Source organism: Pectobacterium aroidearum, assembly GCF_015689195.1.
GTDB lineage: Bacteria > Pseudomonadota > Gammaproteobacteria > Enterobacterales > Enterobacteriaceae > Pectobacterium > Pectobacterium aroidearum.
In genome coordinates, this window is record NZ_CP065044.1 from 1,374,929 (window position 1) to 1,387,766 (window position 12,838).

General features: G+C 51.8%; 10 protein-coding genes, 6 tRNA genes and 1 other RNA gene. 5 read left to right on the forward strand and 12 right to left on the reverse strand.

Annotated features, from left to right (window positions below; translation table 11 throughout):
- Nucleotides 1–72 precede the first annotated feature (72 nt).
- From I2D83_RS06185 to I2D83_RS06200, 4 genes are all read right to left on the reverse strand, one after another.
- Complete coding sequence (locus I2D83_RS06185) at nucleotides 73–507, reverse strand: DoxX family protein (RefSeq protein WP_015841261.1); 435 nt, start codon at nucleotides 505–507, stop codon at nucleotides 73–75.
- Between the two features lie 264 nt (nucleotides 508–771).
- On the reverse strand, nucleotides 772–3,048 hold the full coding sequence (locus I2D83_RS06190; RefSeq protein ID WP_205947726.1) for a TonB-dependent receptor: 2,277 nt from the start codon (nucleotides 3,046–3,048) through the stop codon (nucleotides 772–774).
- A gap of 30 nt (nucleotides 3,049–3,078) precedes the next feature.
- Nucleotides 3,079–4,305: an MFS transporter gene (locus I2D83_RS06195; protein WP_205947727.1), complete on the reverse strand. Its 1,227-nt coding sequence runs from the start codon at nucleotides 4,303–4,305 to the stop codon at nucleotides 3,079–3,081.
- Nucleotides 4,302–4,685 carry a hypothetical protein gene (locus tag I2D83_RS06200; RefSeq protein WP_205947728.1) on the reverse strand — a complete coding sequence of 128 codons (384 nt, stop codon included), beginning with the start codon at nucleotides 4,683–4,685 and terminating at the stop codon, nucleotides 4,302–4,304. The genes I2D83_RS06195 and I2D83_RS06200 overlap by 4 nt, the downstream gene beginning before the upstream one ends.
- A 149-nt stretch (nucleotides 4,686–4,834) precedes the next feature.
- Here I2D83_RS06200 and I2D83_RS06205 point away from each other — a divergent pair, with 149 nt between their 5' ends.
- Nucleotides 4,835–5,788, forward strand: coding sequence for a helix-turn-helix transcriptional regulator (locus I2D83_RS06205; RefSeq protein ID WP_181848656.1), 954 nt, complete (start codon nucleotides 4,835–4,837; stop codon nucleotides 5,786–5,788).
- Between the two features lie 219 nt (nucleotides 5,789–6,007).
- On the opposite strand, the gene I2D83_RS06210 is transcribed toward I2D83_RS06205, so the two are convergent.
- The 5 genes from I2D83_RS06210 to I2D83_RS06230 all read right to left on the reverse strand — a co-directional run bounded on the left by I2D83_RS06210 (nucleotide 6,008) and on the right by I2D83_RS06230 (nucleotide 6,616).
- Nucleotides 6,008–6,135, reverse strand: a non-coding RNA gene (locus I2D83_RS06210) — RtT sRNA.
- Nucleotides 6,136–6,181: 46 nt separating this feature from the next.
- Nucleotides 6,182–6,257 (reverse strand) — tRNA-Lys (locus I2D83_RS06215).
- Between the two features lie 7 nt (nucleotides 6,258–6,264).
- Nucleotides 6,265–6,340, reverse strand: a tRNA-Val gene (locus tag I2D83_RS06220).
- A gap of 67 nt (nucleotides 6,341–6,407) precedes the next feature.
- Nucleotides 6,408–6,483 (reverse strand) — tRNA-Val (locus I2D83_RS06225).
- A gap of 57 nt (nucleotides 6,484–6,540) precedes the next feature.
- Nucleotides 6,541–6,616 (reverse strand) — tRNA-Val (locus I2D83_RS06230).
- A 290-nt stretch (nucleotides 6,617–6,906) separates the two neighbouring features.
- On the opposite strand from I2D83_RS06230, the gene gltX reads away from it, so the two are divergent.
- The gene (gltX, locus tag I2D83_RS06235) at nucleotides 6,907–8,322 is read left to right on the forward strand and encodes a glutamate--tRNA ligase (RefSeq protein WP_181830585.1); all 1,416 of its coding nucleotides are present in this window, start codon (nucleotides 6,907–6,909) and stop codon (nucleotides 8,320–8,322) included.
- A 93-nt stretch (nucleotides 8,323–8,415) separates the two neighbouring features.
- Here gltX and I2D83_RS06240 read toward each other — a convergent pair whose 3' ends face one another.
- A complete protein-coding gene (locus I2D83_RS06240; protein ID WP_241007280.1) occupies nucleotides 8,416–9,285 on the reverse strand; it encodes an alpha/beta hydrolase in 870 nt (289 codons plus the stop codon).
- A gap of 267 nt (nucleotides 9,286–9,552) precedes the next feature.
- Between I2D83_RS06240 and I2D83_RS06245 the strand changes: the two genes are divergently transcribed.
- A tRNA-Ala gene (locus I2D83_RS06245) sits at nucleotides 9,553–9,628 on the forward strand.
- 49 nt (nucleotides 9,629–9,677) lie between these two features.
- Nucleotides 9,678–9,753 (forward strand) — tRNA-Ala (locus I2D83_RS06250).
- 176 nt (nucleotides 9,754–9,929) lie between these two features.
- Here the strand turns inward: I2D83_RS06250 and ung are convergent.
- Nucleotides 9,930–10,616, reverse strand: a complete 687-nt coding sequence (ung, locus tag I2D83_RS06255; protein WP_205948145.1) for a uracil-DNA glycosylase — start codon at nucleotides 10,614–10,616, stop codon at nucleotides 9,930–9,932.
- A gap of 375 nt (nucleotides 10,617–10,991) precedes the next feature.
- Here ung and grcA point away from each other — a divergent pair, with 375 nt between their 5' ends.
- On the forward strand, nucleotides 10,992–11,375 hold the full coding sequence (grcA, locus tag I2D83_RS06260) for an autonomous glycyl radical cofactor GrcA (protein WP_015841252.1): 384 nt from the start codon (nucleotides 10,992–10,994) through the stop codon (nucleotides 11,373–11,375).
- Nucleotides 11,376–11,444: 69 nt separating this feature from the next.
- On the opposite strand, the gene srmB is transcribed toward grcA, so the two are convergent.
- The gene (gene srmB, locus I2D83_RS06265) at nucleotides 11,445–12,770 is read right to left on the reverse strand and encodes an ATP-dependent RNA helicase SrmB (RefSeq protein WP_015841251.1); all 1,326 of its coding nucleotides are present in this window, start codon (nucleotides 12,768–12,770) and stop codon (nucleotides 11,445–11,447) included.
- Nucleotides 12,771–12,838: the final 68 nt, after the last annotated feature.

The window sequence follows — 12,838 nt, forward strand, 5'->3', positions numbered from 1 at the left end:
AGTTGCAATAAAAAACCCGCGAAATTCGCGGGTTTTTTGCTTTTGTCGGAAATACCTGCCGTATGGCAAGGATTAGCGATAAGCGGGGTTAGAGGCAACAGAATAACGGCCGCTGCCAACCAGCATGATGATAATGCCAGCAAAGAAATAGAGTGCTTCCAGTTCCAGCGCCCAGGCACCAACGTCGGTCAGGGTGAAGAATTTACCCATGCCAACCATCAGCGTTGCCACAACCAGCGTCAGCGCGGCAATCAGGCCTGAAATACGGGTAAATACGCCCAGAATAATCAGAATCGGTGCAACGACTTCGCCCACGTAGACACCGTAAGCGATAAATCCTGGCAGGCCTGCGCCTTGCAGCATCTGTACAATCCAACCCACACCGTGCTCAATTTTTGCTACGCCGTGAAACAGCAGCAGAATACCCACGGTTAAACGCAGTAAAAGTTTACCTGCATCGGGATGATCGGTTAAACGCGTGAACCACTGATTCAACTGAGAAATCATACTAGACAACCTCGTGAGTTAGCGAAAAGTGCTATTGGATATAAGGCGGCAGTGTCGTCGATTTAACGCCTGAATAGAAAACAAATAAATTTGATATTTTCTGTCAAAAAATTAGGTGAAGCGTGTCAATCTGGATAAGCATCGCACCGCGATTGTAGAGAGCTAACGATAGATGGGCGTTCAACTCCCGTCTATCGCTGCTGTTTGAGAAGGCGCGTAATGGCAGCGCAGAACATCACGCTGCCGTATCGGCTACCTTGCGCTTCAATAGTCAATCGAATATGTCAGAGCGAACGTGCGTCCCTGTGCTGGCAGGCTGGAGATTTTGCCATAGGTGGCTTCGGCCTGTTGGCTGTAGACGGTTTTATAGTCACGATTGGCCAGGTTGTAGATGCCAAAGCCGACCTGGCCGCCCAGCAATGGGGCATGAGCGATGAAGTCGAACACGGTATAGCCCTGAATTTTTGCTGCTGGCGTGGAGCGGATGCTTGAGCTGACGGCGGCGGATTTGGCGTCATTATAAGCGCGGTCAGTTCCGCCAACCGTCAGGGATTGCAGGCGTAATCCGTAACCATCAGCGAACGTCCAGTCGCTGTATAACGTGGCTTTCAGCGGTGAGACACGGAACGCATTCAGTTCGCGCCATTCGCCAGCGGCGTCTTTATATTCACCCCGGGTATAGGCAAGCGTACCGCCAACGTTCCAGCTTTCGGACAGCGGGTATTGCAGGTTGCCTTCCATACCCCAGATTCGCTCGTCGGTATCGGCGACTGACACGCTATAGTCACGGTTGAACTGCACTACCTTGTCGGACGTGTTGTAGAACGCGGTAACGCCAGCACTCAGGCCGCGATTGTCTCTCATACGCCAACCGAGTTCATAGTTATTGACTTTGATGGAGTCGATACTGTCGCCGTTAATGGTGAATGTCGCCGGTACGTCGCGCAACATGCGCTGTGTGTCGGGCAGGCTGAAGCCTTGAGAGAAGTTGGTGAACAGTTGATGGGTATCGGTCAATTGGTACACCAACCCCAGATTATACAACGTTTCGCCATGCTTCACCTGGCCGCCTTCAAGCTGCCTGGCCTGATAGCCAGATACCCTATCCGCAGTGATGGCTTCGCTGTACGGCGTTGAGGTGGAAACTTTGTTGCGGATGGTCTCGTGGCGCAGGCCTGCCTGTAGGTTTAGGCGTTTAGTCAGCGCGTAGTCCGATTGCAGGAATAGACCGGTTTTGTCCACTTTAACATCTGGCCCCATGGCGTAACGGTTTTCGGCTTGATAACGCAAGCCGTTACTGGCAATGAAAGTGTTGAGGCCGTAGGATTGCCCGCTCTGGCTGTCTTTTTCCTGTTCGTAGTCAAGACCATAGGTTAGCTGTAGGTCGCGTCCTGCCAGACTCATGTTTTTTTGCAATGCGGTACGCACGCCCCAGACATCAATATCCGTGTTGGATTGCATTGCCACATAGGTGCTGCCGCCCGGCAGTGCAGAGTGTGTTACCGCGGAGACGGAAGGGAACCAGCGTGATTGTTCTTTGCGATAATAGGCTTCAGCCGTCAACTGCTGGTCGCCCAGTATGTCCCGATTCTGGTATTGGGTATTGACGCCGTAATGCCGGGTACGGGGCTGGTCGTCAAGCTGTAACCCTTTGAGGCCCTTGAGGCTAGGCTGGAACGTTGCCGGAGTGAACAATGCGGCCAGTCCGGGGCCATAATCGGGGCCGTAGTCGCTGTCTTGCTCATCATTGTAATACCTGAACGCGCCACTCAACTGCTGATTGTCATCCAGATGCCAGGTCAGCCGGCTATTGAAATCGAGACTGGTTGTGTCCTGGCGATCGGTTTGGGCGATTTCCGGTCCGATCCGATTCCCGTGGGCATTGCGCATGTCCCCTTGTGCGGTATAGTTCAGCCCGGCAAATCCGCTAATGTCATCGTTATGGAAAGAGGCGGTTTGTGTACCGCTGTAGGCCATACCTGATTTAGACGGCTTATCTGCGCTTTTCAAGCCAAATTGGCTGCTGAAAGCATAAGGTTCATCATCGGCATTACGGGTGATGATATTGATAATGCCTCCCGTCGCGCCCGCGCCGTAGAGGCTTGTGGCGCCTGATACGACTTCGACACGTTCGATCATCGCCGGAGAGATGCTGTTGAGCTGCCGCGAGCCGTCACGCGAACCCGTCAATGGTACGCCGTCGATCATGATCTGCACCGTACGCCCGCGCATGGTCATACCGTAGTTACTGGTGGTACCGGAGGCGGGAGCCAGGCCAGGCACCAACTGCCCGAGGATATCGGCGGTAGATCTACTCGCTGAGGATTGTTTGGCGATATCTTCGCGTTCAATGCTGTAAACCGTTCCAGCGATATCGGCGATGTTTTTCACCGAACGGGCAGCCGTTACCGTCATGATATCGGTGTCCTGCGTCTGGCTGCGAGTTTGCTGCACTGAGGTCACATCGGTCTGGGCATACACCTGAGCGCTGATTGCCAGACTCAAGAAAGTGACCCGCGCGGGGGGCGCAAGATATCGCATAATGTCTCCTGAATAACTGAATGATAAGGGTTAAATAGTTTTGGTCAGATGTTTTCTGATGAGCGGCCGACACAGCAAGACGCTCAGTAGCGACAGAACGCCGAGCAGCAGATAATAAGCGCCATAGCCCAGCCCTGCGGCGAGAAAGCCGGAAAGCGAACCGCCAAGGAAAAACACCAGGAGTTCAAAGCACACCAGCACAGTGAAATCGGTGCCTGCCTGTCGGCGTGAGCACAGGCGCATGAACAGTGCATAAAGGCTGGTCATTGCCATGTAGCGAATCGCCAACATGACGATGACCAGTGTGCCGAGCCAAAATCCTGAAGTCATGGTTGAACCGCTGTAGAGCAGCGCGGCGAGCAGCAGATAGACGCCACTGCGCAGCCAGCCAGCACGAAGCAGTAGTACGTCGGACGAGTAGCGTTTGAGTGCCCACGCTGTGGTGATGGCGCTCAGTAATCCGATCCCCGCCCCAGCCACCGACATCAGAAGGCCGATTTCCACCAGTGTCCATCGCTGATCGACCAGCAGCGGAGTAAGCATGGCCATTGCGGGAGCTTCAACCAGTCGATAGAGCAGAATAAGCAGCAAAGCCCAACGTATCTCACGACGCCTGAACGTATTGGCGAAGCTCGGGCGTTCGGATGCTGAGGATACTTGAGGGCGTTCATTAATCCAGATGACAGCGATCATGGTCAGCGCCGTCAAGACCGCCAGAGACAGCAATGCGCTGCGCCAGCCATACAGCTGATACAGTAGCAGGATGCCAGCGCCGCCGATCATGCTGCCCAGCGCCACGCCGATACTTTGCGCCATGCTGCCAAGACGATGATCTGACGCTGCCAGTGATTCCACCGTATAGCCGTCGATGGCGATATCCTGCGTGGCAGCCCAGGTCGAGATCCAGAGTCCAATCAGTACGAATGGGAGCAATCCGTAATCCAGTCCGGTGAATGCCAGAACCAGTACACCGGTTGCCAGTGCAATTTGCGTCAACCATAACCAGGTGCGACGACGCCCCAGGGCAGGCAGATAATAACGATCAATTAACGGTGCCCAGAGAAATTTACAGGCCCAGGGCAGATAAAGCAGTGAAAGCATGCCTATCCAGCGCAAATCCACCCCCTGACTACGCAGAATGCTCGGCATCGCAACATTGTAGAAATAGAGCGGCAGGGCATGCGCTAAATAGAGGGTCACGATCGCCGTCAGCCCTAATCGGCTGACCGGTGTGAATTCATACGCTCGTGCCATCATTCACCCATGTCCATCATGCGCTCGGCAATCCAGTGATAACCCCCGGACTTATCCAGTGTGACGAAGTACGGCACGCCCCAGGAGCGATGCAGTGCGGGGACATCCAGACGTGCCTGTTCGGCGGCGTCGCGGGCAATGCGTACCAGACCACGGCAGTAGTGCTGAAACGCGGGTTTGTGCTGTCGATACCAGAATGCCTGAATAGCTCGGTAATCGGGGGCGAATTCAGTGTGCGCGAGCGTGCTGGCGATGAAGAAAAAGGGTTGTTTCGATTCAAGGAGATGCTCGATGTGCGCTAGCCATTCACGTATTTCCTCAGCGCTGACGCTTTCCTGAAACACCGCCTCGACCAGCGCGGTGTGCGTGACACGTAAAACCATACGTTGTTACCCTTGAAATGAAAAATGTCACAGACCTTAGACAGTCGATTGCCGTCATGTTACAAATGAGAATACTTCTAATTCAAAACGTCCGCTTAGGCTAAAAAAAGAAAAATTTAGGCGCGACGAAATTTATTCAGGTACGTTTCATGCGTGTATTTACCTGTGGTCAGTTAAGTCAGTCTGCCAGTGAACAGGGAGGGAAACTGCACTTCGGTCATGAGTTACCGAGCGACCAGCCTGTGTTGGCTGGCTGGCAGCGGATTCAGTCCTTGGGAAATGGTCTGGTGTTGTATCTGAGCCAGAGTGAAGACCTGATCGACGCCTTTAGTCAGAATTTGCTGTCACCGGGTATTACTGCCGCGTTTCTGCTTCAGGGGCAAGCGGATGTGAGTCTGGCTGGTCAGCGTTTGCGTTTCGATGCCCATTCTGCCCGCCAGCGCGCAATGCTGGTTAATCTGACGGATAGCGATCAGTTTCAGCGTCATTGGCAGGCTGGTCGACGGGAAACCAAGATCTGTCTGAGTTTCAGTCCGGCCTGGTTTGAACGGTTCGCCAGCGAGAGTAGTCTGTGCAGTAGCCGTTTGTTGCAATTCAGGCGCGCGCACTGGCAAAGCCTTTCCTGGCAACCCGCACCGGATGTCCTGCAGCGTGCCTGCCAATTGGCTTTTGACGATCGTTCTCCGGTCTCGCTTATCCAGCGTTTGCAAGGCGAGAGTTTTGCGCTGGATCTGGCGACGGACATTCTACGAAGTATTGATGCCACTCCTCAGCAAAAACGTTTTGGCGCCCATCTTGAATGCTGTCTGGTGCGTTTGAAAGAGTGGCTGGATAGCGGCGAAGCCGATCGCCTGAGTATCGGCCAGATGGCTAAAACGTTAGGTACTAATCCGGTCGATTTGCAGAATGGTTTTCGCACCCGTAACGGTATCACTATTGCTGCCTACCTACGTAAGCATCGGCTGGAACGAGCCTATCAGGCACTCCACCGACATGTGGTGTCGGTGGATGAAGCCGCCGCGCTGGCGGGCTATGAACATGTCAGTAGTTTCAGCGCGGCGTTTAAAAAGCAGTATGGGTTTCCGCCTTCACAGGTCAGATAGGGCAGGGGGCAACCATCATCAGGTTGGGCAGCCTATATCTCAATTTTTTCTTCTTTTGATTTTGGTAATGAGGAGAGGTAGGTGGAGTGTGCGGCAGGATGACTTGGCCTTTGGCCTTGCATTCTCGCGTTAACGCGGACGATATTGTCTTGCTTGCAAAGCAGATGCAATAAAAAACATTAGGTGGATTTATTTCAGAGAGGTATCACTTTGCGGAAGTGGTGGGTCGTGCAGGATGACTCGGCCTTTGGCCTCGCCCCTTCGGGGTCAACGCTAGCGCGTTGTTGTCTCGCTTCGCTCGGCTCGAACCTGAACGCAGATTCTCACCTACACGACACGTGCAACATATAACATTAGGTGGATTTACTTCAGGAGGGAATCACTTTGCGGAAGTGGTGGGTCGTGCAGGATTCGAACCTGCGACCAATTGATTAAAAGTCAACTGCTCTACCGACTGAGCTAACGACCCGCAGAAGTGGTGGGTGATGACGGGATCGAACCGCCGACCCCCTCCTTGTAAGGGAGGTGCTCTCCCAGCTGAGCTAATCACCCACTTCTGTACTACATTTACTTCTTTATTTACTTCAACTTCTAATAAGAAGACCAGCTGGTATGAGATTGGTGGGTGATGACGGGATCGAACCGCCGACCCCCTCCTTGTAAGGGAGGTGCTCTCCCAGCTGAGCTAATCACCCAATCTCAAATCTTCTTACTCTACACAGCGAGCTACTCTTATTTAAAACTCAAAAGAGTGGTGGGTGATGACGGGATCGAACCGCCGACCCCCTCCTTGTAAGGGAGGTGCTCTCCCAGCTGAGCTAATCACCCCCGCTGTGTGGAGTCGCATTATAGGGATCCTTGAATGTGAGTCAACGCTTTTTAAAACTAAAATGATTGTTCGTTGCAAAATTAGTCAAGGCGTCGTATTTATCGCCGCTGGTGCTGCATCCTTGCGCAATTTAGCCTGTTATCTTGTTATTTCCGCCAGAATAAAAGCACGGGCGGCATGTTACGGCGTTGAGGAATCGAAGCAGAGTGATAGAATGTTGCCCACTTTTGTTCTTGAGCTTATGTCGGTCTGTGCCGACAGCCGTTGCGTAATAAGGCTGTAATCCCAAATGAAAATCAAAACCCGTTTCGCCCCGAGTCCTACTGGCTATCTTCACGTCGGCGGCGCTCGTACCGCGCTGTACTCCTGGTTGTTTGCCCGTCATCAGGACGGCGAGTTCGTGCTGCGTATTGAAGATACCGATCTGGAGCGTTCAACTCAGGACGCAATTGATGCCATTATGGATGGCATGAACTGGCTGAGCCTGAACTGGGATGAAGGCCCGTACTACCAGACTAAACGTTTTGACCGTTATAACGCCGTTATCGATCAGATGCTGGAAAACGGTACGGCATATAAATGCTACTGCTCTAAAGAGCGTCTGGAAGCGCTGCGTGAACAGCAGATGGAAAACGGCGAAAAGCCCCGTTATGACGGCCATTGCCGAGGTTCTCACGAGCATCATGCTCATGATGAGCCGCACGTTGTGCGTTTCCTTAACCCGCAGGAAGGCTCGGTTATCTTTAATGACCGCATTCGCGGGCCGATCGAATTCAGCAATCAGGAACTCGACGATCTGATTATCCGCCGCACCGACGGTTCACCAACCTACAATTTCTGTGTCGTAATTGATGACTGGGATATGGAAATCACGCACGTTATTCGTGGTGAAGACCATATCAACAACACGCCGCGTCAGATCAACATTCTGAAAGCGCTGGGCGCACCGGTGCCGGAATATGCGCATGTGTCGATGATTCTGGGCGATGACGGTAAGAAATTGTCCAAACGTCACGGCGCTGTCGGTGTGATGCAATACCGTGATGATGGCTATCTGCCGGAAGCGCTGCTGAACTATCTTGTGCGTTTAGGCTGGTCATCTGGCGATCAGGAAATCTTCTCTATTGATGAGATGAAGTCTTTGTTCTCGCTGGATGCCGTCAGCAAGTCCGCGAGCGCTTTCAATACTGAGAAGCTGCAATGGTTGAACCATCACTATATTAACCATTTACCCGCAGAATACGTGGCAACGCATTTGTCATGGCATATTGAGCAGGCTGGAATTGATACCCGCACCGGACCGCAGTTGAGTGAACTGGTTGGTCTGTTGGGTGAACGTTGCAAGACGCTGAAAGAAATGGCGGACTCGTGCCGTTATTTCTATGAAGATTTTGCTGAGTTTGACGCCGATGCGGCGAAGAAACATCTGCGTCCGGTTGCACGTCAGCCGCTTGAACTGGTGCGTGAGAAGCTGGCGGCGATTACCGATTGGACGGCGGAGAACATCCATCACGCCATTCAGGGCACGGCAGATGAACTGGGTCAAGGCATGGGTAAAGTCGGTATGCCGCTGCGCGTTGCGGTAACGGGCGCAGGCCAGTCTCCGGGCGTTGACGTGACTGTGCATGCGATTGGCCAACAGCGTTCGCTGGCGCGTATTGATAAAGCGCTGGCGTTCATTACCGAGCGTGAAGCGCAGCAGTAATCGCTATCACGTAAATAGCATTGCACAAAATAAGCCCCGGCCTGAAAGCCGGGGTTTTTTATTGTTTTATCTGAGAACGGTGTTGCCTGATAACTATTGACCGGCGATAGCGACCGCTTTGCCGATAGCATCTGGGATCACGTCGCCGTGCCCTTTATCGGGGAAAAGAATAAAGTCAGTTTTTGTGCCTTGCTCATTAAGCTGTGTGGCCAGTGTTTTTGCCCTTTCCACCATTTTTCTTTGGCTGAGTCGTTCCGCCCGTTTTTCATCGACGGGTTTACCCGCCTGCATTTTGACAGGTTCATCCTCATTTGCCCCTGCTGTGACAGTAATTGACAGCGGTGATATGGAAAGCAGTGGCGTTCTGGCGGGAATCACAACGCCATTTCCCCACCAGATAGACGGACTGGCGGCAACATAGCGCTGGAAAGATTTGGTGTGATTAAAAAGCGTATAGAGCGTAAACAAACCACCGAAAGAGTGCCCGGCAAGTGTTTGTTTTTGCTTATTGACGGCGTAGTTCGCTTCAACCCAGGGCTTTACCGTGGATTGCAGGAATTGGTAAAACGCCTCAGCTTCACCGCCTGCGGCAAAATCTGGGTCGGTAATCGTTGTTGGCGGCGTGTAGTCACGCGTGCGGGCGGGAACATCGTAAGGTTTATCGATCGGATAACCGATCGCGACGATCAGCGGTGCCGATCCGTTTTTCGCGTTGTAGCTGTTTACGGCAACAGGAAACTGGGCATTGCCATCCAGCATATACAGCACTGGATAGCCACCTTCAGGTGCGGGCTGGCGTGGAAGTGCGATGAAAAGTCGATAAGCATGTTGCGCATCGCTTTTCATCTCGACTTGCCTGATCTCAAATTGAGTTTTTGCTTGTTCGGTAATATCAGGAATGGTTGGCTGTGCCCGAACAGGCAAAATACCGGACGCAGATACCATCAGAGAAAATACAATCATAGGAAAATAGCGCATGTGATGGGGCTTATATAGGAGGCCGCGAAGCGTAACGTAGAGTGATGATAATAAATCGCGTTATCGTTAGCAGCTTTTTATTGTGCTGGTGATGAGACAAGATCGAAATTGTCGTCTGTTTTTTCTCACCTTTGGCGGCTTTTTCAGCGGTTAATCGGATTACCGGATTTAGCCGTTGACACTGTTAATCGGGTTTCATATTATGCGACGCGTTCGCACAGTACTTGCCTTAATGGTGATGCTGTAAGATACGGGGCTATAGCTCAGCTGGGAGAGCGCTTGCATGGCATGCAAGAGGTCAGCGGTTCGATCCCGCTTAGCTCCACCAAACACTCTCTCTGTTTGGTTTTGATTATCACGAACATTCCACACGTTGTGGGGCTATAGCTCAGCTGGGAGAGCGCTTGCATGGCATGCAAGAGGTCAGCGGTTCGATCCCGCTTAGCTCCACCAAATTCTCTTATCTTTCCTTACTACTCTTTTCTTTCAATTCATTACGTATTTAATCCACGTTGTTAATTTGCTCAATACGTTTATCAGCGATGACTTGTGAGCAATGTTTTGTAATCGTCCTTTATAAAGGGTAGTTGGCCGCCCTCGTGCTTGAAGGGCAACCAAACCGTTATCGCTTAAGCTTCTTCCGGGAGCCTTGGCGTCCAGTCTATTGGCGACAGACCTTGCTGTCCGAGAAGCTGGTTAGCCTGCGAAAAATGTTTGCAGCCCAGAAAACCGCGGTGTGCAGATAGCGGGGAAGGGTGCGGCGATTTCAGAATATGGTGGCGTCGTTGGTCAATGATGTTGCCTTTTTTCTGTGCATGCGAACCCCACAGGAGAAAGACCAGACCTTCCCGCTGTTCGTTCAATGCCGCAATGACGCGATCGGTAAACGTTTCCCAGCCCAGATTAGCATGTGAATGCGCCTGTCCAGCTTCAACGGTTAATACCGTATTGAGCAGTAAAACCCCTTGTTCTGCCCAGCTTTGTAGAAAACCGTGTCGTGGAATTTCAAATCCAGGGATATCGCTCGCCAATTCTTTATAAATATTGGCCAGAGAAGGCGGTGCGGGTACACCAGGGCGGACAGAAAATGACAGGCCGTGAGCTTGATTCGGGCCGTGGTAGGGGTCTTGCCCTAAAATGACAACCTTGACCTGATGCAGTTCGGTAAAGCGGAATGCGTTAAAAACATCTTTCTGCGGGGGGTAGATAGTCTTACCCGCTGCACGCTCTTTCCCTACGAATTCAAGGGTATTGATAAAATAAGGCTGCTGCTTTTCTTGTGCCAGCACGTCATGCCAGGTGAGAGAGGTCGCCATCATGCACTCTTCTTTTACAGGTTTAATGGTGTTGTAGGTAGCTTACCGATCTATCGTGCTGAGGTAAAACCGTAACCGCTATTGTCGGGATGAAAGAGGTTTTTTTGAAAAAAAATTGAAAATTTACAAAAATATTTGCAATTCAGTGCTCTGGTAAAATTGATATAAAACAATAAATTGCCTTCGCGTAGTGGAGTTGCAGGGTTTTAAAATTGATTTAAGTCAAGGATGTCTGGCTATCAGGCTGGTATATAAGAGGCAGAGACAAACGGTTTTATACGATCGTTACGAAATTTGGCATTTTTCTGCCGATAGCGATTTTAACTCAGTTAGTTTTTAACTAAGACAATAACACGCCGTTTTACGGAGGCAATTATGGTTACTGGTATTCAAATCACCAAGGCTAACGACAGCGCGCTGATCAATTCTTTCTGGTTGCTGGACGAAGAAAAATCACAGGCACGTTGCGTATGTGCGAAATCAGTTTATAGCGAAGATCAAATCGTTCCAGTGAGCGATCTGGGTCAGATCGAGTATCGTGAAATTCCGCTGGAAATCAAACCTGAAGTGCGCGTGGAAGGCGGTCAGCACCTGAACGTGAACGTGCTGCGCCGTGAGACGCTGGAAGATGCCGTTAAGCATCCAGAGAAATATCCACAGTTGACCATCCGCGTATCTGGTTACGCTGTGCGTTTCAACTCACTGACGCCAGAGCAGCAACGCGATGTTATCGCCCGTACTTTTACAGAAAGTCTGTAAGCTGCTGTCCAAGCATTAACAGAAAGGGAGCTGAAGCTCCCTTTTTTATGTCTTTGTTTTATAGAATTGTTATTCGCCAGACGGTTCGTCGGTTTTCTGCGTGGGTTGACGACGCTTACCGATATTTTTGCTATCGCGATGACGAACTTTTACCTTAACTTTTTCTTTTTCCTTCTCTTTTTTCTCTTTCCGCATCGCCAGCACTTTTTTCGACGGTTTCCCGGTGGTCTTGGCGCTTGGGGCTTTGGTCGTTGGGCGGAGTTCATCAATGACGCGCGGTTTTAGCGGTTCATTCAGATAGCGGCTGATTTTGCCCAGCAGCAGGTGATCGTGCGCTTCGACGAAAGAGATGGCACAGCCTTTACGACCCGCGCGGCCAGTGCGGCCGATGCGATGAAGGTAAGTGTCCGATGTGCGCGGCAAATCGAAGTTAAATACGTGGCTGACATCGTTAATATCAATACCGCGCGCTGCGATATCTGTTGCTACCAGCACGTTGACGCGCCCGTCGCTCAGGCGTTTGATCGCCTCATTGCGCTTGGCCTGCACCATTTCACCTTCGAGATAGCATGAGTTAATGCCCGCTTCACGCAGCCAGGCAACCAGCTCATGCACGCGCTCACGCTTGCGCACAAAGATGATAGAACGCGTGACGTCCGGCTGCTTTAACTGATGGCAGAGCAAGGCGGTTTTGTGTTTGACGTCGTCGGCGCGGTAATACCACTGCAGAATTTTTTTACGTTCCCGACGTGATGGATCGGATTCGATTTCAACAGGATCGTTGAGCAAACGCTCTGCGAAATCTTTGATCGCGTCCCCTTCCAGCGTCGCAGAAAACAGCAGCGTTTGCTTACGCCAGCGAGTTTCCCCGGCGATGTGTTCAATATCCTGAGCGAAGCCCATATCCAGCATTCTGTCCGCTTCATCCAGAATCAGCGTTTCTACCGCGCGGCAATCGAAGTTTTCTTCTTTGATATATTGCAGCAAACGGCCGGTCGTCGCGACGACGACATCCTGGTTTTCACTGAACACTTCAGCGTGGTTCATGTAGGCCACGCCGCCGGTGATCGTGGCGACATCAAGGTGCGTATGTGCCGCAAACGCGCGTGCCTGATCGGCCACCTGCATGGCGAGCTCACGAGTTGGTGTGAGGATCAGAATACGAGGTGGACCGGATTTTTTACGAGGGAAATCGATGAGATGCTGCAAAACCGGCAGCAGATAAGCCGCAGTTTTACCTGTCCCTGTCGGCGCGGAACCCAGTACATCGCGGCCTTCCATTGCTGGAGGGATCGCCTCAGCCTGAATCGCGGTCGGGCGTTCGTAGCCCATGTCACGCAGGGCGTCTAACAGGCTTTCATCAAGATCGAGCTCGGAAAAATTGGTTACAGTCATGGTCTACCTCTGTTTGGGGCGCCGATTATAGACGTATTGGCCGGGTTCTTCACCTGTTTAAGCAGACA